This is a genomic window from Simplicispira metamorpha, assembly GCF_004341365.1.
GTDB lineage: Bacteria > Pseudomonadota > Gammaproteobacteria > Burkholderiales > Burkholderiaceae_C > Simplicispira > Simplicispira metamorpha.
Window position 1 is genome coordinate 50,570 of sequence record NZ_SLXH01000007.1, and the last position, 22,010, is coordinate 72,579.

The window sequence follows — 22,010 nt, forward strand, 5'->3', positions numbered from 1 at the left end:
CCTTGAGACTTTCGCTCACTGTGCTCGCGTCGGTCTGTTCAACCCAAGAACGCCCTCCATGAAGCTCAGCCTCAAACTTCCCTTGGCCTTTACCGTGTCGCTGCTACTGCTGTTGGCAGCGGCGCTGTTTGGTATCAGCCGCTTGAACCAGGCGCTCAACACATATCAAACCTCCGTGGCGCAGAGCTTCGAGCATGAGCGATTGGCATCCAGCATGCTCAATGACTTCAAAGTGCAGGTACAGGAGTGGAAGAACGTGCTTCTGCGCGGCAAAGACCCAGCACAGCTCATGCGCTACTGGACAGCATTTGAGGTGCAGGAAAAGTCCATCAGCGACCAGGCGCAGAAGCTGCTGGCCACCTTGCCTGCCGGCGAGGGCCGTGAGCGTGTGTCCCAGTTTGTCCAGGCACACGAACGCATGGGGGCCGCCTACCGTACGGGTTTTGAGGCCTTCAAGGCGGCCGACCACGACCCGCAGGTGGGCGACAAGGCCGTCGCCGGCATGGACCGCGAACCCTCACAGCTGATTGACCAGGCCGGAGAGCTGATTGCCACCGCCAGCAGCGAAGTGGCAGCGCGCGCGGCCGCCACGGCGCAACGCGCTACCACCATCAGCCTGGTGGTGATGCTGGTGGTGTGTGCGCTTGGCATGGGCGGCGCAGTGGCTTTCAGCCGCACCGTGGTGCAGCCGCTGAACCACGCCGTGCGCGTGTCACAGGCGGTGGCCAGTGGCGACCTCACGGTCGCTACCGAAGTGCGCGGCAAGGACGAAATCGCACAGTTGCTCAACGCCCTGTACGCCATGCAGATGAGCCTGTCGCGCGTGGTGAGCAATGTGCGCAACAACGCCCACAGCGTGGCCGCCGCCAGCAACGACATTGCCCATGGCAACAACGATCTCTCAGCACGCACCGAGCAGCAGGCCAGCGCGCTGGAAGAAACCTCGGCCTCAATGGAGGAGCTGAGTTCCACCGTGCAGGCCAACGCCGAAAACGCCCGCCAGGCCAACCAGCTGGCGGTAAATGCGTCCGCAGTGGCAGTGCAAGGCGGCAGCGTGGTGGCCGAGGTGGTAACAACCATGAAAGGCATCAACGACAGCAGCAAGAAGATTGCCGACATCATCAGCGTGATTGACGGCATTGCCTTCCAGACCAACATCCTGGCGCTCAATGCCGCCGTCGAAGCAGCCCGCGCTGGCGAACAAGGCCGTGGCTTTGCCGTGGTGGCCAGCGAGGTGCGCAGCCTGGCCGGGCGCAGCGCCGAGGCAGCCAAAGAGATCAAAGCGCTGATCCACGCAAGTGTGGAACGGGTGGAGCAGGGCACCACGCTGGTAGACAAGGCAGGCACCACCATGACCGAGGTGGTGACCTCCATCCGCCGCGTCACCGATATCGTGGGCCAGATCAGCGCAGCCAGCAGCGAGCAAAGCCTGGGCGTCTCGCAAGTGGGCGAGGCCATCACCGAGATGGACCAGGCCACCCAGCAAAACGCAGCGCTGGTAGAACAAAGCGCTGCGGCCGCCGAGGGCCTGAAGGCACAGGCAGGGCAACTGGTACAGGCGGTAGCGGTATTTCGCCTGGCAGCGTCTTGAACCAAGACCAGGCGCAAACCCTGTGGCGTGCGCCCCAAGCGGCAGCAGATCTTTTTAGAGCGTGTTATGAACTTCTGTGCAAGTCATTGATTTTATTGAAGAATTCCACGATTTCCACTTTTGAAAAAACGTGCGTAAGTGCTTATCACAAAAGAGAATTTTTCAAAGTTCATAACACGCTCTAACCAAAAAGGCCTCTGACGCTCACCGATACAGCGCAAACAGCTATCCAATCAATAGCAAACCATCTGCTCCTACTGGCCTGGCGCCGTGGCCGGTGCAGCCGCCATGGTGGGCGAAGCCAGCGCCCGCAGGTACGCCATCGTCTGCAAGCAAGCCTGCGCCACTTCCGTGCCCTTTTTCACGAAATGCTCACGGAAAAACCTCACATGCTCTTCATGGTCGTGAAAGTCTCGTGGTGTGAGCACAGCGGACATCACGGGCACCTCGGTATCGAGCTGCACGCGCATCAGGCCATCGATGACAGCGGCAGTGACAAACTCGTGGCGGTAGATACCGCCGTTGACCACCAGCGCGCAGGCCACGATGGCGTCGTAGCGCCCACTGCGCGCCAGTTTGCGTGCCAAGAGCGGTATCTCGAACGCACCGGGCACATCGAACAGCGCTATCTGTGCCGGCGACAAGCCGTTGCGCTTGAACTCGGCCAGTGCCGCATCACGTGCCTGATGCACGATGTCCGGATGCCAGCTGGCGCTGATGATGGCCACACGGGCGCCACGGTGAACCGCCACGGGGGCAGCGGCAAGAACGGGGGAAGGGGACAACTGATTCATGGGGTCTCCAAAGACAGGTGGGCCAGAATCAGGGCGCGCGCGAACACAGCGCCCGGCACGATGGCGCGGCCCCCAGGCGCACAAGCACCCGCCAGCCGGCGCCCGCCAGGGAGCCATGGATTTCGCGATCTCTTTCATCCGGACTGTGACCGTCGGCTCTGGCATCGCACCAGATCTGCTGACCCTGCGGAACCAGTCAAAAACTGCCCCGCAGGCGCTCGCGGGCTCCTGCGGGCTTTTCAGACCACAGATACCGCCGGTGGGGAATTTCGCCCCGCCCTGAGAACGCTGCCGGGCCCGGATGAACTCCGGGCCCGGCGCACGGATTCTAGGGCCACGCCCTGCGGCCTGTGTCCATGCCCCTCAGCGCAGCCGCTCAAACCCGCCCTCGGCCCAGGCCGTGGCGCTGTCCATGGTCAGCTTGAAGGTGGGCGGCACGCTCACGCGCGCCAGTTCTTCGCCCAGGTCATCGTGCGCGCTCAGCGTGGCGGTGGCGCCCTCTTCGTCGGGCACGATGGCCAGCGCCACGCGCAAGCGCTGGCCCTGCGCGGTGGTGATGGTGACGTTCTTGTTCAGTTGTGCGTGCAATTGCTGCTCGTGGCGGCGGATCACCTCGCTGGCGGTCTTGACCAGCGTATTGAAGGCCGACACGTCCAGCGGCTTCGGGTTCTTCTTGTCGCGCCCCATCGTCCAGGGGCCGACCAATGCGGGTTCGGCCTGGCCATGCAGTGTCATGGCAACGGCCCAGCCATCGTCGTCTTCGTTCTTGATCACGCGCGCTGTCCAGCGCCCATCGCTCCACAAGCGGGCCTCTTGTGTGGTGCCCGTGGTGTCGTCGGTCATGGCCATCACCCCAAAAGGCCGCAAGCTTAGGGCAAACACGGGGTATCACAACGGCTGGAGCGCGCGGTTTTACACCGATTTGCAACGCCTTTTCAGCCAAAATATTCCTTTTGGCGGCACCTCTGTCTACGAGAGAGCGCCAGAACCTAGAATTTGCCCGCGCGAGCCTTCTTCGCGTGAAGGATATACACATGAAATCTGTACAGCACGAGATTGACGAGCGTACCAACCTCACCAGCTCCAACAAGTTCGAGTTGCTGCTTTTTCGCCTGGGAACCGACAGCGCCCTGGGCCAGTCCGAGCTGTTCGGCATCAACGTGTTCAAAATCCGCGAGATTGTGGCCATGCCCAGCATCACGCCCATTGCGGGCGGTTCGGCGCATTCGCTGGGGGTGGTGAACCTGCGTGGCCAGGTCATTCCGGTGCTCGACTTGCCCGCCATCGTCGGCTGCAAGCCCCAGACCGGGCTGAACATCATGCTGGTGACCGAGTTTGCCCGCACCACGCAGGCGTTTGCCGTGGAATCGGTCGAAGACATCGTGCGACTGGACTGGAACCAGGTGCTGTCCGCCGAAAGCAGTGGCTCTGCGGGCAAACTGGTCACCAGCATCGCCCGCCTGGATGGCAACACCGACGGCACCCGGCTGGCGCAGGTGCTGGACGTGGAGGCGATCTTGCAGATGGTCACGCCCGTCGTGCAAAGCCAGGCCGAAGCACAGCGCCCGCGCAGCAAGCTCAACCTGCGCCCCGGTGCCATCATCCTGGCGGCAGACGATTCTTTCGTGGCCCGCTCGTTGATCGAGCGCGAGCTGCAAGCGCTGCAAGCGCCCTATGAAATGCTGAAGACGGGCAAAGAGGCCTGGGATCGGCTGCAAGTGCTGACCCAACAGGCCAAAGACGAAGGCAAGTCGATTCTGGACAAAGTGGGCCTGGTGCTGACCGACCTGGAAATGCCCGAAATGGACGGCTTTACCCTGACGCGCAACATCAAGCAGGACGCCAACCTCAAAGAGCTGCCCGTGGTGATCCACTCTTCGCTGTCGGGCTCGGCCAACGAAGACCATGTGCGCGGCGTGGGCGCCGATGGCTATGTGGCCAAGTTTGTCGCAGAAGACCTGGCCGCCACCTTGAGCAAGGTACTGCCACACTGATCCACCCTGGCGCCAGGATGCGCCGCGAATTGAACATCAAAAAGGCTGCTAGCGCCCGCACACAGGGCGCTAGCAGCTATTTTTTTAATAGCAATTTTGCCCTGCACCGGCTTATGCGGTGGGGGCGGCCACCAGTTTCAGCTCGGCGATCATCTGCTCGCGCATGACAAACTTTTGCACCTTGCCGGTGATGGTCATGGGCATGTCCTGCACCAGGCGGATGTAGCGCGGCACTTTGTAGTGGGCAATCTGGTCGCGGCAGAAGTCGCGTATCTCGTCCTCGGTGCAGGTCTGGCCGGGCTTGGGCACGATCCAGGCGCAGATTTCTTCGCCGTATTTGGCATCGGGCACGCCAAACACCTGCACCGACTGCACCTTGGGGTGGCGGAACAAAAACTCTTCGATTTCGCGCGGGTAGACGTTTTCGCCGCCACGAATGAGCATGTCCTTGGCGCGCCCCACGATGTTGCAGTAGCCCTCGGCGTCGATGGTGGCCAGGTCGCCGGTGTGCATCCAGCCCCCCTGCACGGCCTCGCGGGTGCGGGCCTCGTCGCCCCAGTAGCCCTGCATCACCGAGTAGCCGCGCACCAGCAGCTCGCCCTTCTCGCCCACAGGCACCACGTTGCCATCGGCATCCACCACCTTGGCCTCCAGCATGGGCTGGATGCGGCCCACAGTGGAGACGCGCCGCTCCAGGGGGTCGGTGGTGGAACTCTGGAAGGAGACAGGCGAGGTTTCGGTCATGCCGTAGGCGATGGTGATCTCGGACAGGTGCATCTCGGCAATCACGCGCTTCATGGTCTCGATGGGGCACGGCGAGCCAGCCATGATGCCGGTGCGCAGGCGCGACAAATCAAACTCGGCAAAGCGCGGGTGGTCGAGTTCAGCGATGAACATGGTGGGCACGCCGTGCAGCGCGGTGCAGCGCTCTTCGCTCACGGCCTGCAAGGTGGCCACGGGCTCGAAGGATTCGCCCGGAAACACCATGGTGGCGCCCGTGGACACGCAGGCCAGCACCGCCAGTACCATGCCAAAGCAGTGGTACAGCGGCACGGGAATGCACAGGCTGTCGTTCTCGGTGAAATTCATCGCCTCGGCGATGAAGCGCGCGTTGTTCACCACGTTGTGGTGCGTGAGCGTGGCGCCCTTGGGGTTGCCGGTGGTGCCGCTGGTGAACTGGATGTTGATGGCGTCATGGCACGACAGGCCTGCGCCCAGAGCGTCCAGCGCTGGCGCATCGACGCTGGCACGGCCCTGCGCCAGCACGCCGGTGTAGTTGAGCATGCCGGGCGTGTGTTCGTCGCCCAGGCGGATCACCATCTCCAGCGAAGGCAGGCGCGCCGATTGCAGCGCTCCCGGCGCGCAGCGGGCCAGCTCGGGCGCCAGGCGTTGCAGCATCTCCAGGTATTTGGAACTTTTGAGCTGCTCGGCGGTGACGATGGCCCGGCAGCCCGAAAGATTGAGCGCGTATTCCAGCTCGGCCACGCGGTAGGCCGGGTTGATGTTGACCAGCACCAGCCCGGCGCGCGCCGTGGCAAATTGCGTCACCAGCCACTCGGCGCGGTTGGGCGACCAGATGCCTACGCGGTCACCCACGCGCAGGCCCAGGGCAATAAAGCCCGCCGCCAGCGCATCGACCTCGGCCTGGAACTCTTGCCAGCTCCAGCGCACGCCCTGCTCGCGAAAGACCACGGCAGGCCGATCAGCAAAACGCTGCACCGTCGCTTGCAGAAACTGGCCGATAGGCAGGGACGAGAGCGTGGCGTCCTGGCGCCCCTTGACCTGTGACAGGCCAGCCAGCGGCGCAATATTCCAGTCGGGGGCAGTGGATGCGGTCATTTTTGAAGTCTCCTGGGTCGCGCGCGTGCGCAAAAAAGAATATTGTGCAGACATCACACACACCAAAATAGCCAAAATGGTTGCAAAACCACTCCCGTAAAGTTGCGTAAAACACTGGCAAAACAGCCTCTGCGGGTAAACCTCAGGCGGGTGCGCCGCGTCAAAGACCATGTGGCACATCCATCCCGGCCTTGTTTTTCGACAGGCCCTTGCAGGCGCACTCCAGCCATTGGGTGCGCAGGAAGACTCTTATGACAACCACCTCTCTTGTCCGTTTGCTAGCCGCCAGCGCCGTGGGCGTATTGCTGGGGGGCTGCGTTGCAGTTCCTGCGGATCCGTACTACGACGCGGCGCCCGCCTACCCCACCTATCCCGGCACCTACCCCCAAACGTACCCCAACGCCTACCCGGTCTATCCCGTGCCGCACCCCGGCTACGACGCGCGCGCCGCAGAGCGTGAGCGCTGGGAACAAAACCGCGACCGCCAGGCATGGCGTGAGCGGGAGCAGCGCCAGGAACGCGAGCGCGCCCTGCAAGAGCGCCGTGACCAGCAAGAGCGCGAGGCCCGCCAAAAACGCGAGCAGCGCGATGAACAGGCCCGGCGCGAACGCGACCAGCGCAACCACCAGGCCAACGAGCGGCGCGACGAACTGCGCCGCCAGCAAACCGAGCGCGAACGTCGCGCCCAGGAAGGACGCACCCCCAGCGGCGAGCGACGCACCGATTACGACCGCTACAACCCCAGCAATGGCCGCTGGATGCCCCGCCAGGAAGACATGCCCTGACAAACCCACGCACGGGCCACAGTGATGCCAACGCTTACACCGTTTGCCGCCCTGCGCGCTGACCTGCTGCGCCCGAGGGCCTGGGTCTTGGTAGCGGCCAGCGCGTTGTGCCTGGGCGCACAAGCGCAGGTGGTGCGCTGCACCGACGCGCGCACCGGCCAAGTCACCTACACCGACGGCGCCTGCACGCCTGGCGCCGCCGCGCGTGAAGTAGAGCCGCGCAAAAGTTCTGAAGACATCCTGCAAGAGCGCCAGCAAGCAGCCCAGGCGCTGGAGCAAAAACAGCAGCGCCTGCAAACCGAAGCACTGGCCGCCCAGCGCGACGCCGCCCGCGAGGCCCAGCGCCAATACGACAACGCGCAAAGTGGGGCTGCCGGGCGCCCTGCCCCGCAGGATTACGCCCGCTCAGCGGCCTGCGCGCAATCGCGCCGCAACCTGGACGTGGTGGCCAGCTCCAACACCCTGACCCCGCCAGAGCGCCGGGCGCGTCTGGACGCAGCCCAGCGGCAAATGGATCTCGATTGCCTCGGCCCCGAGGGCTACGCCGCCGTCGAGCGTGCGCGCGCCGCCCAGCCACGCACAGTAGTGGTGCAGCCGCCACCACACTACCCGCAGCAGCGCCCGCCACCGCCACCCCGGTTGACGCACTGCACCGAATTTCGCTGCACCGACACCCAGGGCCGCAGCTACCCGCGCGCCGGGCCGGGTCGCCTGCCAGGGCCGCAGGGCACCTGCCGCTCTGCGGGCGGCCAGGCGCCCTGCTGACAAACCGCCAGCGCACCGCCAGGTCAGCAGCGCAGGCCCTCTGCGACGTGGGGGTAGCGCAGGCGCAGGCGCAGTTCGCGGTGCAGGCGGGTGTTGTCCAGGCGGCGCGATTCGGACATGAAGCTCAGCAGCATGGCAGGCAACTGTGTTGAAGCGGCGCTGCGCGGCAGGCGCGGTGGGCGCGGCAGGCCGTACAGGTCGGCGGCCAGGTCAAAGTAGTCGCCCATCTTCAATACGGTGTCATCGCTGGCGTGGTAAATGCGCTGAGCGGCGCCGCGCCACAGCGCCAGTGCGCAGGCGCGCGCCAGATCGTCGGCGTGGATGTGGTTGGTGAACACATCGTCGGGCGCGGTCAGCACAGGGGTGCCTTTGCGCAGGCGCGCTTCGGGCGTGCCGCCAACGCGGTCGGGGGCGTAAATGCCGGGCACACGCAGGATGCTGGCGCGCACCCCGGCGCGCCCCAGCTGGCGCACGCTGCGCTCGGCGTCCACCCGGCGCTGGGCGCGGGGCGTAGCCGGTGCCACCGGGCGGGCCTCGGTCACCCAGGCCCCGCTGCAATCGCCGTACACGCCGCTGGTCGAGGCGTACACCAGCGCCTGCGGCAGGCTGCGCCGACGCAGACTGCGCACCAAGCGCGTGGTGCGCGGGTCGTGCCGCTGCGCAGGGCCTGCGCCATCGCCCGGGGGCGGCGCCAGGTGCAGCACGCGTGTGGCCAGGCCAGCCAGGCGGCGCAGCGTGGCGCTGTCGTCCAGGTTGCCTTGCAAGGGGGTGATGCCCGCAGCGCGCAGCAGCGCCACACGATCGGGGCTGGAGGTCAGTGCCAGCACGCGCACGCGCGGCGCATGGGATACAGCGGTGGCAGCAATGCCTGTTCGAGTGCCCCCACCGGCGCCTTGCAACACCCGCGCCACGCGCAGGCCCACATCGCCACAGCCCACGATGAGCACGCGCTGGCGGCGAAAACGCGCTGGCAGCGCGCCCAGGAAGTTGGAGAGAAATACGGTACGCATGGTGTTGATCAAGTCTGGGTAGTGCCAATACGGCGAGCAGGACGGGTGCGATGCGGGCAAGACGGCCCCAGGGGGTTTTCCGGCGCATCAGCCAACCATCAGGTGCAGCGGGCAAAATCGCCCCCGTTCACTGTGTTTGATACCCCCAAGGATACCCAGAGCATGACCACTGCTGCGCCCTCCACCACCCCCTTCCAGATCACCGTTCAGCCCAGCGGGCGCACTTTTTCTGCCAATGCGGGCGAGTCGCTGCTGGCCGCCGCCATCCGCGCGGGCGTGGGCCTGCCCTATGGCTGCAAAGACGGCGCCTGCGGCTCGTGCAAATGCCAGAAGCTCGAAGGCGAGGTGGTACACGGCCCGCACCAGGCCAAGGCCCTGAGCGAGGCCGAGGCGCAGGCTGGCTGGGTGCTGACCTGCTGCGGCGTGGCGCAGAGCAACGTGGTGCTGGAGTCGCGCCAGGTCACTGACGAAAGCGCTTTTCCGATCAAGAAAATGCCGGTGCGCGTGGCCGCGCTGGAGAAAAAATCGCCCGACGTGATGCAGGTGCGCCTGCAACTGCCCGCCAACGACACCTTCCGCTACCACGCGGGCCAGTACATCGAATTCATCCTGCGCGATGGTGCGCGCCGCGCCTACTCCATGGCCAACGCGCCGCACACCCAGGCGCAAAACCCGGGGGTGGAGCTGCACATCCGCCACATGCCCGGCGGGCGCTTCACCGACCACGTGTTTGGCGCCCTGAAGGAAAAAGACATCCTGCGCATCGAAGGCCCCTACGGCAGCTTTTTCCTGCGTGAAGACGTGGACAAACCGTTGATCCTGCTGGCCTCGGGCACCGGGTTTGCGCCGCTCAAGGCACTGATCGAGCACTTGCAGTTTCTGGGCAGTACGCGCGCGGCCACGCTGTACTGGGGCGGCCGCCGCCCGCAAGACCTGTACCTGGACAGCTGGGTGCGCGAGCGCCTGGCCGACATGCCGCACCTGCGCTACGTGCCCGTGGTGTCCGACGCCCTGCCCGAAGACGGCTGGAGCGGGCGCACCGGCTTTGTCCACCAGGCCGTGCTGGACGACTTTGCCGATCTGTCGGGCCACCAGGTCTATGCCTGTGGCGCGCCCATCGTGGTCGAGTCAGCCCGCGCGGCCTACACCGCCCAGCGCGGCCTGCCGCCCGAAGAGTTCTTTGCCGACGCCTTCACCTCCGAGGCCGACAAACACGGCGCCAGCGCCTGAACGCTAACGCTGCACCGCGCCCATGCGGCAATCACAATTGATAGCTGCTAGCGCTTATCCTGCAAGGCTTGGAAGCACTTTTGATGCTTGAAAATGGGCCTGTGCAGCGGCACGGACAGCCGCACAGGCCCCAGGGGCCGACCCCGGCTCAGGGGGCGAGCTGGGTGTCAAACTGCCACAGCGCCCGCAGCATGGCATAGCGCACGCGCTGGCCTGCCACCGACTCGCGGCCCAGCTCCAGCCGCACGTCCAGCCCCGGGCGCGGGGTGTAGCCCAGCATCCAGACGGTGCGCTGTGCGGGCTGGTAGCGGTTCAGGCGCAACTCGCTGGCCAGCAAGGCAGCGCCGGGCCCGCTCAAGGCGTGGCGCGCTTGCAGGCGCTCCACGCGCAGCCCGGCCTCCAGCTGCGGGTGGAACTGCCAGACGCCCTCCAGCCAGCCGCCGCGCTGGGTGCTGTGGTAGCGGGCGCTGCCGTTGCCCGATGCCACATCGCCCCGGTCGCGGCGCAGCCAGCCTGCGGCAGACACCGTCAGCGGCCAGTCGGGGCTTTGCCAGCGTGCGCTGGCTGCGGCCAGGTCGCTGTGGCCGTCAAAGCAGGCCACCTGGCCCCGGGTGCTGGCGTCGCAGACGGGCGCGGCGTGGCTGTGGCCCGCGCCAAAGCTGCTGGTGCGCGTGCCGCGCCCGCGCGGGGCAAAGCGGGCGGCCACGGCGTCGATGGCCACATCGCCCACCTGGGTGCCCACGTGCAGGGCGGGCACGGCGCTGCCCTGGCGCGCACCCGGAAACACCTGGCCGCGCCAGAGCCCAGCGTCCAGCGCGACGGGGCGCCCGGCCACCTCGCCGCGCCAGCCCAGTTGCACGCCGTCATCGATCCAGCTGCCGTTGAGCGTGGCGCGCTGGGCCAGCGGCACCTGCGAGAAGCGGTCGAAATGGCCCGCCGTTTCCAGCACCGCGCCCAGCGCGGGCCGCTGGCGCCCGGCGCTCAGCAGCCAGGTGGCGTCGCCCTGCGGCTGGCGTGCCTGCAACCAGAAGGCTTCGGTGTGGGGGCGATCGCTGTCGTGCTTGCCCACGGCGGCATAAGCGGCCCACTGCGGATGAAAGCGCCAGCCCACGTCCAGCACGCCATGCTCCAGCCCCCAGCGGCGCCGGTCCACGCCCTCGTCGCCTTGCAGCACAAAGCCTTCCAGGCGCGCTGAGGGCAGCACCGCATCGGCGCGCAGGTAGGTGACGGCAGCGGCCACGCCCGCGCGCAGGCCCACCTCGTCGGGCACGGGTTCAGTGGCTGTGCCGTGCGCACCCGCCCACAGCGGCAGGCAGGCCGCCAGCAGCGCGGCGCCACGGCGCCAGTGCGCTGCTTCAGCGACGCGGCCAGGGGTCGGAATGGCGGGGGTTCTGGAGAAAGTCATGGTCGGTCAGGGTTTTGAGGAAGGCGACGAGGTCGCTCTTGTCCTGGGCGTTGAGGTCGATCAGGCTGATCAGCTCACTTTTGTGCGGGTTCAGGCGGCCATCGCCCGCGTAGGGGCCGCTGGCTATGCGGCGGCCCCCATCGGCGTAAAAGTCCAGCACCGCCTCCAGCGTGGCCACCGAGCCGTCGTGCATGTAGGGCGCCGTCACCTCCACGTTGCGCAGGCTGGGCGCACGAAAAGCACCCATGTCCTTGACCAGCGCGGTCAGCTCGAACACGCCCCGGTTGTGCTCGGGGAAGGCCCCCGTGCCGCCCAGGTTGTACAGGCCGGTGTTGTGGAACGGTGTCTCCACCACGCGGCTGGCCGCATGCACGATCTGGTCGTTGAAGTTGAAGCTGCCATGGCAGTGAAAGCACTCGGCCTTCTCGCCAAAGAACAGCGCCATGCCGCGCGTTTCAGGCACCGTGAGCTGCGCCTTTCCCTGCAAATACTGGTCGTAGCGGCTATGACCCGACAGCAGCGTGCGCTGGAAGCTGGCAATGGCCTGGATGACCTGGCCCCAGCCCATGGGCTGGGCAGCCTCGGGAAAGGCGGCCGCAAATTTGGCCGCATACACCGGCTCAGCGTGCAGGCGTGCCAGCACCTCGGCGCGGTTGTGGTCGTTCACGCCCATTTCCACGGGGTCGTCGCCAAACAGCGGCACCTCCATCTGCTTTTCCAGGGTGACCAGCGAGGGGTTGGCCCAGGTCAGCGTGGCGTGGTAGGCCACGTTGGCCAGCCCCTGCGCGCCGCGCGGGTGCGCCATGCCGGTGGAGCCAATGGCCGTGCCCAGGCCGTCGGTGAAGGCTTTGTCCTGGTGGTGGCAACTGGCACACGACTGCGTGCCGTTGCCCGACAGGCGCCGGTCATAAAACAGGTGGCGCCCCAGATCGACCTTGGCCTCGCTCATCGGGTTGGACTCGGGCACCTTGGGCACGGGAAAATGGGCTGGCAGCTCCCAGCGCCATTGGCCCGCACCGGGCGCCTGCACGGTGTCGTTCACCGACACCCCGCCACCGCCGCACCCGGCCAGCACGGCAGCCCCCACGAGGAGGCTGCCGCAGGCCCGGCGCAGCACAGTGGGTATGCACTGCGCTGTGGTCATCGGGCCACCGGACGGAAGACGGTTTGCGCTGCGCCACCCGCAATGGGCAGGCCCGTGCCGGTGCCATCGGCCTTCCAGTCAATGGCCAGGGCCTGGAAGACACCGGCACATTCCGGATCGGTGCCGCCAGACATGCAGCCCGCAGCGCCCGCCTGGTTGCGGGTGATGTCGTTACCCGCCAGCAGCGCCTTCAGGTCCACAGCGATTTTTTGCTGGGCCGGGTCAAACGCTGGCAGCGTGATGGCCATGCGGTTGGGGGTTTTGCATTGCACCGTCTCGCCGGTAGCGGGGTTGCCCGTGCAGCCGGTCGAACCCAGGTGAACGGTAAAGGTCTTGGCCGTCCAGGTGCCTGGGGCAGCGGCGGGGTCGGTGACCTCGATCTTGGAGAACTTGCGCCCGGCCTGCCACGACCAGGCCATGGCGCCCACATCCAGCGGCGGTTTGGCGGTGTTCACGTCGGAATACAGCGTGTGGTTGAGCGCAAAGGGCACGCCCATGGTCATCTTCACACCGACGTAGTTGCCCGCAGGCACGCTGCCGCGCACCAACGCGTTGGTGGCGGCCGTTCCCACGCTGCAAGCGCCCGTGCCGTTTTCCAGGTCGATCAGGGTGACGCGGTGCTCGCCCGCCGTCAGATTCCAGTCGTCATTGGCGGCCAGCGTCAGCGGCACAGCGCTGCCGTCGGCGCGCAGCAAGGCGACTTCGGAGATATAGAAGCGCAAGTCCCTGATCTGTGCATCCACCGCGCCACTGCCCAGGCCAGGCACCACGCTGCCGCACTGCACGGGCGTGTTGCCCGCCACAGCCATGAATTCGAGGGCCACGCTCTGCGGCGCGCCGGGCACGGGGTCGTCACCACCGCCACCGCCGCAGGCGGTCAAGGCCGCAGCAGCGGCGAGGAAGGACAGGCGGGTCAAAAGGTTTTTTTGCATGGAAAGCTTTCGCTCAAAAAAGAAGGTATTTGTTGCACCAGTGCAACATTGGTGTGTTTTGCGTGGTGTGGATGGGTGGGGTTCAGTGCGCGTGTGCGGCACTGCCCGCGCGCGGCTGCTGCACCCAAACCATCACTTCGCGCTCGCCCGCGCGCTCAAAACGCAGGGTGAGTGCAAAGCGTTCGCCCAGCACCAGCGGGCGTTGCAGGCCCATCAGCATCAGGTGCAGGGGCTGGCCGTGGCGCAGGGATACCGTGGTTTTGGCAGGCAGATCCATCGCCTCGATGGGGCGCATGCGCATCACGCCGTCATCGACCTGCATGCGGTGCAGCTCCACCGATTGCGCGATGGGCGTGCTGGCCGACAGCAGGCGGTCGGGTTCGGCACCGGTGTTTTCAATGGCGCGGAAATACACCGCCCCATTGGCCATGCCCGCGCCCGTGGGCGTGGCATAGGGGTGGTCTATGCGCAGCGTGCCGTGCTTGAAGTCGTGCGCCGCCGCTGGCAAGGCCAGCGCCAAACCCAGCAAAGCCGAACCGACCAGCCAGGTGCGCCGGGACAAGGGAGATACCGTGTGGAGTGAAGTCATTCAAAAATCCTTGGCGCATGCTTGCGCGCGCACCAGCCGGTGCGGGGGCCGCTGCCATTGCAGTCAACGCACCCCTGCACCGCGCCAGCACGGGCCAGCACCGCAAAAAAAATCAAGAAACGCGAAGCGGTTCAAACCCCGCGCAGAGGCCGCAGGCACCACGGCGCCTGCCAGCCATGCGGCGGCACCGGCACAGCGACCGAAGGGTCACGGCCTGGCCACCTGCGTGCGGGCAGGGCCAGCCTGCGCACACGCACCCCACTGGCGTGGGGCAGCGCCAAGGCAGGGGGCATCAGTGCGGGCCACACCTGCAAAGCAGGCAGCAGCGCACACCAGGCAACCAGCCTGCGGTTTGGCAAAAAATCAGAGGGAGTGCGGGGGGCCGCGCGCTGGCAGGGGCGGCGCGGTCAGGGCGGCGATGCGGGCTGCCACCTGGGGTTTCAGCCGGTACGCCAAAGGCTGGTGCAGCAGCGCCAGCGGTTGTGTTGCCGGGGGGGGCGCATGGGCAGTACTGCACAGCGGACAGTCCAACGTGAGGCTGCCGACGCTTTCGGCCCCATCGCTGTTGGTGGCGACCAGCTTCATGCCACCGCCGGTGGTGCAAACCAGCTCCAGGCCACCTTGCATGCCCGCCAGCGGCGAGGCCACCGCGGCCGTCAGCGTCAGCGCAAACCACACCAGCATCCAGCGGACAAGGTGGTGGGCGTGGCGCAGGGCGTGCATGGGGCGCGATTATGGACATGGGGCATGGCAAAAGGCAACCGGGCTCCATCGGGGGGGGTGCTGCACAATCGGCAGACATGAACCGCAGACACCTACTCCTCTCGTGCGCCGCTACTGCGCTGACACTGTCTTCTTCGTTGGCGCTGGCGCAGGATGCTGGCAAGCCCATCCGCCTGGTCGTTCCCTATGCCCCCGGCGGCCCGCTGGACGTTACCGCCCGCGCCTTGGCCGAGCGTGTACAAGCCACCCTGGGCACCGTCATCGTGGACAACAAACCCGGCGCGGGCGGCAACATCGGCGCTGACTTTGTCGCCAAAGCCGCACCCGATGGCCTGACCATTGGCCTGGCGGCCACGGCCACGCACGCCGTCAACCCCTGGCTCTACAAGCGCATACCGTTTGATGCGGCCAAGGACTTTGCTGGCATCACGCAAATGGTGCGCGTACCCAACGTGGTGGTGGTGAACGCCGACAAAGCCGAGCGCCTGAAAATCAAAACCGTGGCCGACCTGATCGCCTACGCCAAGGCCCACCCGGGGCAACTGAACTACGGCAGCGGCGGCAATGGCAGCGCAGGCCACCTGGCAGGTGAGATGTTCAAGCAGCGCGCGGGCATCTACGCACTGCACATTCCCTACCGGGGCGCCAACCCGGCGCAGCTGGCGCTGCTGGCGGGCGAGGTGGATTTCAACATCGACAACCTAGCCGCCGCAGCGCCCAACATCCGCGCAGGCAAGCTCAAGGCGCTGGCGATCACGTCGTTGCAAGCCAGCCCCATGCTGCCGGGCGTGCCTGCGCTGTCCGCTACCTTCCCAGGCTTTGCCATCGACACCTGGTGGGGCCTGGTGGCACCGGCAGACACCCCCAAGGCCGTGATTGACAAGCTGAACGAGGCTTTCACCGCCGCGCTCAAGGCCCCTGAAACCCACACCCGCTTCGCCGCCCTGATGGCCGAGCCCGTGCCCACCACCCCAGCCCAGTTCGACGCCCTGATGGCCGCCGAACGCGCCAAGTACGAGAAAGTGGTGAAAGCCTCCGGCGCTACGGTCGATTGAGGGCACGCACCGTGCGGTTTGAAGCCTTTTTGGCTTCTAAGCCGCACAGGGATTGCGCCAACAGCTCTCTTTTCAGGAGCAAGAATCCGGTGCTGATGCGCTATCGACCCAGTCCGGGCCGTGGGCGCGCGCAATGGCCTGCGCCTGCACCGCCTGCAATTGCGCGCTCGTGACCCGCTCGGGCGCCAGTTCGGCCAGCGGCAGCAGCACAAAGGCGCGCTCGTGCAGGCGCGGATGGGGCACGGTAAGCGTGGGGCTGGCGATGCGCTCATCGCCCCAGAGCAGGATGTCCAAGTCCAGCGTGCGCGGCGCGTTGCGGTAGGGGCGCTGGCGGCCCGCTTCCAGCTCAATGGCTTGCAGCGCGGCCAACAGCGCCAGCGGCGCCAGCGTGGTGGTGATGGCGGCCACGGCGTTGAGGTAGTCGGGCCCGCCTGCGTCCACGGGCGCGCTGCGGTACAGCGAGGAGGTGCGCAGCACGCGCGTGCCCGGCAGCGCAGCCATGGCCTGCACGGCATGGCGCAGGGCGCTGGCCCGCTCGCCCAGGTTGGCGCCCAGGCCAATCCAGACAGGGACGGGGTCAGCGTCTGAGCCCACAGGATGGGGCGGTACAGGGCGGGTCAACACGGCGCGGGCCTGGGTTGCAGCGCCATCGGCTCAATCGGCGCCGCCGGGTGTACCCGCAGCCCCACCACCTTCGCCACCACCGGGCTTGCGCCGACGGCGGCGGCGTTTTTTCGGTGCATCCGCGTCGGCGTACTCGCCAGCCACGGTGGCGTCATCAGCAGGCGCAGCGCCATCGGCGGCGGGGCCACGCGCAGGTGCGGCCTTGGGTACGCGGCGCACCACGGGCTGGGCGACGCGCTGGCGGGCCTTTTGCTCTTCGCGGGCCTGCTCCAGCAGGTCGTAGCGCTGGTTTTCATCGGCGGTGCTGAACTCTTGCCACCACTCGGCCAGCGCCTCATCGATTTCGTTGACTTCAGCGCGCAGGCGCAAAAAGTCGAACCCGGCGCGAAAGCGCAGCTGCGCCACCATGCTCTCGGGGATGCGGCCCGTGCGCTTTTCAAAGCGCGGCTGCATGACCCAGATTTCGCGCATGTCGGCGGCCAGCTTGCCGCGCCCGGAAACGTCGCCAATGCGCAGGTCAAACACCGAGTCGATGGCCTCTTGCAGCGCAGGCAGCGGGTGCTCGCCCGCTTGCAGGCGACGATCCCAGCCCTCGCGCACGTCTTGCCACAGCACGCAGGCCAGCAAAAAGCTGGGCGCTACGGGTTTGCCTTCGCCCACGCGGCGGTCGGTGTCGGTAAGGGCAGCGCGCACAAAGGCGGTGTCGGCGCGCTCGACCACCACGTCCAGCAGCGGGTAAATGCCGCGCGAGAGGCCGAGTTTTTTCAGCTGCTCGATGGTGGCAATGGCGTGGCCGGTTTGCAGCAGTTTGAGCATCTCGTCAAACATGCGGCTTTGCGGCACATCGGCCAGCAGGCGCTGCGAGTCGACCAGCGGCGCAGCGGTTTTGGCGTCCAGCGTAAAGCCCAGGGCACTGAGCTTGGCGGCAAAGCGCACGGCGCGGATGATGCGCACCGGGTCTTCGCGGTAACGCTGCGCCGGGTCGCCAATCATGCGCAGGGTTTTCTTTTTGGCGTCGGCCAGGCCCTTGTGGTAGTCGACCAGGATCTGCGTCTCGGGGTCGTAGTACATGGCATTCAGGGTGAAGTCGCGCCGGGTGGCGTCTTCATCCTGCGGGCCCCAGACGTTGTCGCGCAGCACGCGGCCACTGGAGCCCACGGCATGCTGCATGCCCGCCAGGGCACTGCGGCTGGTTTTTTCGTTGCCAGCGACCTGCTCGGCGGCCACGTTATCGACCTGGGCGCGGAAGGTGGAGACTTCAATGACTTCGTTCTCGCGCCCCCGCCCGTGGACGACGTGGACGATGCGAAAGCGTTTGCCGATGATGAAAGCGCGCCGAAACAGCCCCTTGACCTGCTCGGGCGTGGCGTTGGTGGCCACGTCAAAGTCTTTGGGGCGCAAGCCCAGCAGCAAATCACGCACGGCGCCGCCGACGATGTAGGCCTCAAAGCCCGCATCCTTGAGCGTGCGCACCACGTCCACGGCACGGTAGTCCACCCGCTCGGGGTCAATACCGTGGACGGTGGCAGGCACCTCCTCGCGCTTGCCAAAAGGCGAGGCACTGGCGCGGCGCCCAGCCGGGGTGGCTTTGGCGATGAGTTTGTCGATAAATTTCTTGATCATGGTGTGGCAGAAAACAGGTCGAGGATGCGCCAGCCGCGCTGCACGGCCAGTTCGCGCAGACGCGCATCGGGGTTGGTGGCCACGGGCGTGTTGACCTTTTCGAGCAGGGGAATGTCGTTGGTGGAGTCGCTGTAAAACGTGCTGTGCACATCGCCCCAGCCCCACTGGCGCTGGGCCAGCCACTGCTCCATGCGGCGCACTTTGCCTTCGCGCATGTTGGGCTCGCCCAGCACGTTGCCGGTGAACCAGCCTTTGGTGTCGCGCTCCAGCTCGGTGGCCAGCAGTTCGGCCACGCCCAGCGCCTGGGCGATGGGGCGGGTCACAAACTCGTTGGTGGCCGTGATGATGAGAACATGATCGCCCGCCTGCTGGTGCTGGCGCAGCAGCTCCAGCGCCTGGGGCCGAATCGCCGGGGCGATCACTTCGCGCATGAACTGCGCGTGGGCGGCGGCGGCGGCCTCGGGGCCTTGCTGGCGCACGGCTTCGGTGGCAAAACGCACGTAGGCGCGGATATCGAGCGTGCCCGCCTGGTAATGGGCAAAAAATTCGGCGTTGCGGCGGCCAAACTCCTGCGCATCCGTCCAGCCTATGCGGGTGGTGAACTCGCCCCACTCGAAGTCGGAGTCAATGGGCAACAGGGTGTGGTCGAGGTCGAACAGGGCCAACCGGGGGGCAGATGCCGGGGTGTCAGGGGTCATGCGGTACGAAAAAAAACAGTAGCGTGGAAAAAAGGATCAGGTGCCATCACTCGGTATCAAGCATGTCCTTGAGCAGTGGGATGGTGATGGCCCGCTGGGTGCGCAGCGCATGCTGGTCGAGCTTGTCGAGCAACTGCATCAGGCTGCCCAGGTCGCGCGAGAAGCGCCGCAGCATGTAGTCCATCACCTCATCGCCCAAAGCCACCCCGCGCGCCTCGGCCTCCTGGCGCAGCACGGCGCGGCGCTCGGCCTCGCCCAGCAGGTGCAGCTGGAACACATGGCCCCAGCCCAGGCGGCTGCGCAGGTCGGCGCGCAGCGGCAAATCGGGCGGCGGCAGGGTGCCCGCAGCCAGCACCCAGCGCGGCACGCCGTTGGCCGGACTCATGGCGTTGATGAACCAGTTGAAGGCCACGTTCTGCTGCGAGGTGCTGTAGAGGTGAACATCGTCCAGGATGACAACGCTCCAGCGCTCGTCAAAGGCCGGAGCGTACTTGCTGCTGGCATCGCGCCAGCCGACACTGGCGCCCTGCTCGCGCAAGGCTTCGCGCACGGCCTTGAGCAAATGGGATTTGCCGCTGCCAGCCTCGCCCCACAGGTAGGTGGGTACGGGCTCAGTGCCTGCCGATTCGCCCAGCGCTTGCCACAGGTGCTGCAACGCAGCGGTGTTGGGCCCGGCAAAAAACCGCTCCAGCGTGGGCGCGGGCGCCAGTCCGATGTCCAGGGCCAGCTGCTTCACGGCTGCGGCCCCGCCAGGTGCATGGCAGCGCATGAAAAAGGGGCAAATCGTGGCATGAAGGCGGCTGGCGTGGTGAGAGAAAGCAGTGGAAAAACCAGGAGCGTGTGCTGCACCAGGGTTGCTGGCGGGCCATCGTGCAGGACGGGCATTTTGGCTGTCACGCCTGCTACCGCACAGATGCCTGGGGCCATCTTGGGGCCGCACTGGGTGCGCAGCCCGTAGAATCTGCGCAAATTTTAGTCTGTCGGCACGTTGGTTCGTGTCGCACCCGCCATGAGCTCTTCTGCCCCCACCCCTACCCCCTTGTCCTACAAAGATGCTGGCGTTGACATTGACGCTGGCGACGCCCTGGTCGAACGCATCAAACCGCTGGCCAAAAAGACCATGCGCGAAGGCGTGATGGCTGGCATTGGCGGCTTCGGTGCGCTGTTCGAAGTGCCCAAGCGCTACCAGGAGCCCGTACTGGTGTCTGGCACCGATGGCGTGGGCACCAAGCTCAAGCTGGCCTTTGAATGGAACATGCACGACACCGTGGGCATCGACCTGGTGGCCATGAGCGTCAACGATGTGCTGGTGCAAGGCGCCGAACCGTTGTTCTTCCTGGACTACTTTGCCTGCGGCAAGCTGGATGTGGACACTGCCGCTGCCGTGGTCGGTGGCATCGCCCGTGGCTGCGAACTCTCGGGCTGCGCGCTGATTGGCGGCGAAACCGCCGAAATGCCGGGCATGTACCCCGCCGGTGAATACGACCTGGCCGGCTTTGCCGTGGGCGCGGTCGAAAAATCCAAAATCCTCACCGGCACGAGCGTGCAAGCGGGCGACGTGGTGCTGGGTCTGGCCTCCAGCGGCGTGCATTCCAACGGTTTCAGCCTGGTGCGCAAGTGCATCGAGCGCGCGGGCGCCAGCGCCCCGGCCACACTGGACGGCAAGCCGTTCAAGCAAGCCATCATGGAGCCGACACGCCTGTACGTGAAAAACGTGCTGGCCGCGCTGGCCGCACACCCCATCAAGGCGCTGGCCCACATCACGGGCGGTGGCCTGCTGGAGAACATCCCGCGTGTACTGCCCGAGGGCCTTGCCGCCCACCTGCAAAAAGGCAGCTGGCCACAAACCGAACTGTTTGCCTGGCTGCAAGCCACCGCCGGCATTGACGACACCGAGATGAACCGCACGTTCAACAACGGCATCGGCATGGTCGTCGTGGTGCCCGCCGAGCACGCCGAAGCCACCGCCGCCACGCTGCGCGCCGCCGGTGAGCAGGTTTACACGATAGGTGCCATCGCCCCGCGCGGCGACGGTGCTGCCGTCGTCGTGCGCTGAAGCGCTTTCGCCAGCGAGCACGCACGATGGGGCACCCGCCGCCCTCGAACACCTCCCGCGACCTTGCACCCCTTGCGGCGTGGCCCGGCCCACGCGGTGTGGTCTTTGCCAGCTATCTCCTCATGGGGGCAGCACTGCTGCTGGTGATGTGGCGCGGCCTGCTGCCAGGCCTGCTGTGCGTTTGCCTGGGCTTTTTGCTGACCCGCTGGCTGGTGCCGCGCTTTGCCTGGTTGGGGCGGCGCGGGCAAAGTGCCACTGCCGCTGCACCCCCCCGCGCAGCGCAGGTGCTGGCGGCGGCACTGGTCATGCTCTCGCCGCTGACGCTGGTGGTGCTGGGCCTGTCGCACTCGCGCGGCTATATCGTTGATGCCCCCCAGCAGTACCGCGAGTTGCTGGACTACATGGCCCGCACCGTACTGGAATTGCGCCAAAAGCTCCCCCCCGACATTGCCGCGCAGCTGCCCGAGGGCGCCGTCGAAATACAGCGCACGATTGCCAGCTACCTGGGCGCCAAAGCAGGGGCACTGGCCATGGCCGGGCGCGTCTGGCTGGGTGGTTTGCTGTTCGCCTACGTGGGGCTGTTGATTGGTGCCCTGGCTGCCGTGCGCAAAGTCGGCCCCGCACGCGGGCCGCTGGCGCAGGCGCTGGTGTTGCGCATTGCACGCTTTGGCGAGGCTTTTCGCCAGATCGTGGCCGCGCAGTTCTGGATTGCCGCTTTCAACACCCTGCTGACAGCGCTGTTTTTGCTGTTCGTGCTGCCGTGGTGGGAGATTGCCCTGCCCTACACCCCCGTGCTCATCACCCTGACCTTTGTGGCCGGGCTGGTGCCCATTGTGGGCAACCTGCTGTGCAACGTGGTGATCACGATTGTGGGCCTGTCGGTGTCGCCCGTGGCGGCGCTGGCGTGCCTGGGCTTTCTGGTGCTGATCCACAAAGCCGAGTACGTGATCAACGCCAAAGTGGTGGGCCAGCGCACGCACATGGGCGTATGGGAGCTGCTCTCGGTGATGTTTGTGGCCGAGGCGGTGTTCGGCCCCGCCGGTCTGGTGGCAGCGCCCCTGTTTTACGCCTACCTGAAAAAAGAACTGCACGCAGCCGGGCTGGTATAAGCGGCCATCAACCACTATCAAATCAATAGCTGGATGCGCCCATC

Annotated in this window: 21 protein-coding genes and 1 riboswitch; of the genes, 8 read left to right on the top strand and 13 right to left on the bottom strand. The window is 66.4% G+C overall.

What is annotated here, in order from left to right; all coding sequences use genetic code 11:
• Window positions 1-58: 58 nt before the first annotated feature.
• A complete protein-coding gene (locus EV674_RS05420) occupies window positions 59-1,591 on the top strand; it encodes a methyl-accepting chemotaxis protein (RefSeq protein WP_119012986.1) in 1,533 nt (510 codons plus the stop codon).
• A gap of 254 nt (window positions 1,592-1,845) precedes the next feature.
• On the opposite strand, the gene EV674_RS05425 is transcribed toward EV674_RS05420, so the two are convergent.
• On the bottom strand, window positions 1,846-2,385 hold the full coding sequence (locus EV674_RS05425) for a 6,7-dimethyl-8-ribityllumazine synthase (protein ID WP_119012985.1): 540 nt from the start codon (window positions 2,383-2,385) through the stop codon (window positions 1,846-1,848).
• Window positions 2,386-2,507: 122 nt separating this feature from the next.
• Window positions 2,508-2,676: riboswitch (FMN riboswitch) on the bottom strand.
• Window positions 2,677-2,748: 72 nt separating this feature from the next.
• Window positions 2,749-3,228: a hypothetical protein gene (locus tag EV674_RS05430; protein ID WP_119013018.1), complete on the bottom strand. Its 480-nt coding sequence runs from the start codon at window positions 3,226-3,228 to the stop codon at window positions 2,749-2,751.
• A 191-nt stretch (window positions 3,229-3,419) separates the two neighbouring features.
• On the opposite strand from EV674_RS05430, the gene EV674_RS05435 reads away from it, so the two are divergent.
• The gene (locus EV674_RS05435; protein WP_119012984.1) at window positions 3,420-4,379 is read left to right on the top strand and encodes a chemotaxis protein; all 960 of its coding nucleotides are present in this window, start codon (window positions 3,420-3,422) and stop codon (window positions 4,377-4,379) included.
• Window positions 4,380-4,490: 111 nt separating this feature from the next.
• On the opposite strand, the gene EV674_RS05440 is transcribed toward EV674_RS05435, so the two are convergent.
• Window positions 4,491-6,218: an AMP-binding protein gene (locus EV674_RS05440; RefSeq protein ID WP_119012983.1), complete on the bottom strand. Its 1,728-nt coding sequence runs from the start codon at window positions 6,216-6,218 to the stop codon at window positions 4,491-4,493.
• Window positions 6,219-6,469: 251 nt separating this feature from the next.
• On the opposite strand from EV674_RS05440, the gene EV674_RS05445 reads away from it, so the two are divergent.
• The gene (locus tag EV674_RS05445) at window positions 6,470-7,003 is read left to right on the top strand and encodes a hypothetical protein (protein ID WP_132750374.1); all 534 of its coding nucleotides are present in this window, start codon (window positions 6,470-6,472) and stop codon (window positions 7,001-7,003) included.
• A gap of 24 nt (window positions 7,004-7,027) precedes the next feature.
• A complete protein-coding gene (locus EV674_RS05450) occupies window positions 7,028-7,768 on the top strand; it encodes a DUF4124 domain-containing protein (RefSeq protein ID WP_119012981.1) in 741 nt (246 codons plus the stop codon).
• 23 nt (window positions 7,769-7,791) lie between these two features.
• Here EV674_RS05450 and EV674_RS05455 read toward each other — a convergent pair whose 3' ends face one another.
• Window positions 7,792-8,778: an NAD-dependent epimerase/dehydratase family protein gene (locus tag EV674_RS05455; RefSeq protein WP_119013017.1), complete on the bottom strand. Its 987-nt coding sequence runs from the start codon at window positions 8,776-8,778 to the stop codon at window positions 7,792-7,794.
• A 162-nt stretch (window positions 8,779-8,940) separates the two neighbouring features.
• Here EV674_RS05455 and EV674_RS05460 point away from each other — a divergent pair, with 162 nt between their 5' ends.
• Window positions 8,941-10,008, top strand: coding sequence for a CDP-6-deoxy-delta-3,4-glucoseen reductase (locus EV674_RS05460; protein WP_119013016.1), 1,068 nt, complete (start codon window positions 8,941-8,943; stop codon window positions 10,006-10,008).
• A gap of 148 nt (window positions 10,009-10,156) precedes the next feature.
• Here the strand turns inward: EV674_RS05460 and EV674_RS05465 are convergent, their stop codons facing one another.
• From EV674_RS05465 to EV674_RS05485, 5 genes are all read right to left on the bottom strand, one after another.
• Window positions 10,157-11,413, bottom strand: coding sequence for a hypothetical protein (locus EV674_RS05465; RefSeq protein WP_119012980.1), 1,257 nt, complete (start codon window positions 11,411-11,413; stop codon window positions 10,157-10,159).
• On the bottom strand, window positions 11,364-12,557 hold the full coding sequence (locus EV674_RS05470) for a methanobactin export MATE transporter MbnM (RefSeq protein ID WP_119012979.1): 1,194 nt from the start codon (window positions 12,555-12,557) through the stop codon (window positions 11,364-11,366). The genes EV674_RS05465 and EV674_RS05470 overlap by 50 nt, the downstream gene beginning before the upstream one ends.
• Window positions 12,554-13,489 (bottom strand): MbnP family copper-binding protein, encoded by a 936-nt coding sequence (locus tag EV674_RS05475; protein ID WP_119012978.1) that lies wholly within the window; start codon window positions 13,487-13,489, stop codon window positions 12,554-12,556. The genes EV674_RS05470 and EV674_RS05475 overlap by 4 nt, the downstream gene beginning before the upstream one ends.
• An 82-nt stretch (window positions 13,490-13,571) precedes the next feature.
• A complete protein-coding gene (locus EV674_RS05480) occupies window positions 13,572-14,078 on the bottom strand; it encodes a copper chaperone PCu(A)C (RefSeq protein ID WP_119012977.1) in 507 nt (168 codons plus the stop codon).
• Window positions 14,079-14,441: 363 nt separating this feature from the next.
• On the bottom strand, window positions 14,442-14,801 hold the full coding sequence (locus tag EV674_RS05485) for a DUF2946 family protein (protein ID WP_119012976.1): 360 nt from the start codon (window positions 14,799-14,801) through the stop codon (window positions 14,442-14,444).
• Window positions 14,802-14,878: 77 nt separating this feature from the next.
• Here EV674_RS05485 and EV674_RS05490 point away from each other — a divergent pair, with 77 nt between their 5' ends.
• On the top strand, window positions 14,879-15,856 hold the full coding sequence (locus tag EV674_RS05490; RefSeq protein WP_119012975.1) for a Bug family tripartite tricarboxylate transporter substrate binding protein: 978 nt from the start codon (window positions 14,879-14,881) through the stop codon (window positions 15,854-15,856).
• Between the two features lie 72 nt (window positions 15,857-15,928).
• On the opposite strand, the gene folK is transcribed toward EV674_RS05490, so the two are convergent.
• Genes folK through hda form a run of 4 tightly spaced genes read right to left on the bottom strand, consistent with a single transcriptional unit; the run spans window position 15,929 to window position 19,537 of the window.
• Window positions 15,929-16,480: a 2-amino-4-hydroxy-6-hydroxymethyldihydropteridine diphosphokinase gene (gene folK, locus EV674_RS05495; RefSeq protein WP_374761676.1), complete on the bottom strand. Its 552-nt coding sequence runs from the start codon at window positions 16,478-16,480 to the stop codon at window positions 15,929-15,931.
• Window positions 16,481-16,510: 30 nt separating this feature from the next.
• Complete coding sequence (pcnB, locus tag EV674_RS05500; RefSeq protein ID WP_119012973.1) at window positions 16,511-18,103, bottom strand: polynucleotide adenylyltransferase PcnB; 1,593 nt, start codon at window positions 18,101-18,103, stop codon at window positions 16,511-16,513.
• Window positions 18,100-18,801 carry a histidinol-phosphatase gene (locus EV674_RS05505; protein WP_119012972.1) on the bottom strand — a complete coding sequence of 234 codons (702 nt, stop codon included), beginning with the start codon at window positions 18,799-18,801 and terminating at the stop codon, window positions 18,100-18,102. The genes pcnB and EV674_RS05505 overlap by 4 nt, the downstream gene beginning before the upstream one ends.
• 46 nt (window positions 18,802-18,847) lie before the next feature.
• Window positions 18,848-19,537: a DnaA regulatory inactivator Hda gene (hda, locus tag EV674_RS05510; protein WP_119012971.1), complete on the bottom strand. Its 690-nt coding sequence runs from the start codon at window positions 19,535-19,537 to the stop codon at window positions 18,848-18,850.
• A 273-nt stretch (window positions 19,538-19,810) separates the two neighbouring features.
• Here hda and purM point away from each other — a divergent pair, with 273 nt between their 5' ends.
• The gene (gene purM / locus EV674_RS05515; protein WP_119012969.1) at window positions 19,811-20,857 is read left to right on the top strand and encodes a phosphoribosylformylglycinamidine cyclo-ligase; all 1,047 of its coding nucleotides are present in this window, start codon (window positions 19,811-19,813) and stop codon (window positions 20,855-20,857) included.
• A gap of 26 nt (window positions 20,858-20,883) precedes the next feature.
• Window positions 20,884-21,966 (top strand): AI-2E family transporter, encoded by a 1,083-nt coding sequence (locus EV674_RS05520; RefSeq protein ID WP_119012968.1) that lies wholly within the window; start codon window positions 20,884-20,886, stop codon window positions 21,964-21,966.
• The last annotated feature ends 44 nt before the right edge of the window (window positions 21,967-22,010 follow it).

Bases quoted from the DNA above. Each gene is read 5' to 3' on its own strand.
- EV674_RS05445 (WP_132750374.1), top strand. From the start codon at position 6,470: ATGACAACCACCTCTCTTGTCCGTTTGCTAGCCGCCAGCGCCGTGGGC.
- EV674_RS05460 (WP_119013016.1), top strand. From the start codon at position 8,941: ATGACCACTGCTGCGCCCTCCACCACCCCCTTCCAGATCACCGTTCAG.
- EV674_RS05480 (WP_119012977.1), bottom strand. From the start codon at position 14,078: ATGACTTCACTCCACACGGTATCTCCCTTGTCCCGGCGCACCTGGCTG.
- EV674_RS05430 (WP_119013018.1), bottom strand. From the start codon at position 3,228: ATGACCGACGACACCACGGGCACCACACAAGAGGCCCGCTTGTGGAGC.
- EV674_RS05490 (WP_119012975.1), top strand. From the start codon at position 14,879: ATGAACCGCAGACACCTACTCCTCTCGTGCGCCGCTACTGCGCTGACA.
- purM (WP_119012969.1), top strand. From the start codon at position 19,811: ATGAGCTCTTCTGCCCCCACCCCTACCCCCTTGTCCTACAAAGATGCT.
- EV674_RS05420 (WP_119012986.1), top strand. From the start codon at position 59: ATGAAGCTCAGCCTCAAACTTCCCTTGGCCTTTACCGTGTCGCTGCTA.
- EV674_RS05465 (WP_119012980.1), bottom strand. From the start codon at position 11,413: ATGACTTTCTCCAGAACCCCCGCCATTCCGACCCCTGGCCGCGTCGCT.
- EV674_RS05440 (WP_119012983.1), bottom strand. From the start codon at position 6,218: ATGACCGCATCCACTGCCCCCGACTGGAATATTGCGCCGCTGGCTGGC.
- EV674_RS05435 (WP_119012984.1), top strand. From the start codon at position 3,420: ATGAAATCTGTACAGCACGAGATTGACGAGCGTACCAACCTCACCAGC.
- EV674_RS05485 (WP_119012976.1), bottom strand. From the start codon at position 14,801: ATGCACGCCCTGCGCCACGCCCACCACCTTGTCCGCTGGATGCTGGTG.
- EV674_RS05450 (WP_119012981.1), top strand. From the start codon at position 7,028: ATGCCAACGCTTACACCGTTTGCCGCCCTGCGCGCTGACCTGCTGCGC.
- EV674_RS05475 (WP_119012978.1), bottom strand. From the start codon at position 13,489: ATGCAAAAAAACCTTTTGACCCGCCTGTCCTTCCTCGCCGCTGCTGCG.
- EV674_RS05505 (WP_119012972.1), bottom strand. From the start codon at position 18,801: ATGACCCCTGACACCCCGGCATCTGCCCCCCGGTTGGCCCTGTTCGAC.
- EV674_RS05520 (WP_119012968.1), top strand. From the start codon at position 20,884: ATGGGGCACCCGCCGCCCTCGAACACCTCCCGCGACCTTGCACCCCTT.
- EV674_RS05470 (WP_119012979.1), bottom strand. From the start codon at position 12,557: ATGACCACAGCGCAGTGCATACCCACTGTGCTGCGCCGGGCCTGCGGC.
- EV674_RS05455 (WP_119013017.1), bottom strand. From the start codon at position 8,778: ATGCGTACCGTATTTCTCTCCAACTTCCTGGGCGCGCTGCCAGCGCGT.
- pcnB (WP_119012973.1), bottom strand. From the start codon at position 18,103: ATGATCAAGAAATTTATCGACAAACTCATCGCCAAAGCCACCCCGGCT.
- EV674_RS05425 (WP_119012985.1), bottom strand. From the start codon at position 2,385: ATGAATCAGTTGTCCCCTTCCCCCGTTCTTGCCGCTGCCCCCGTGGCG.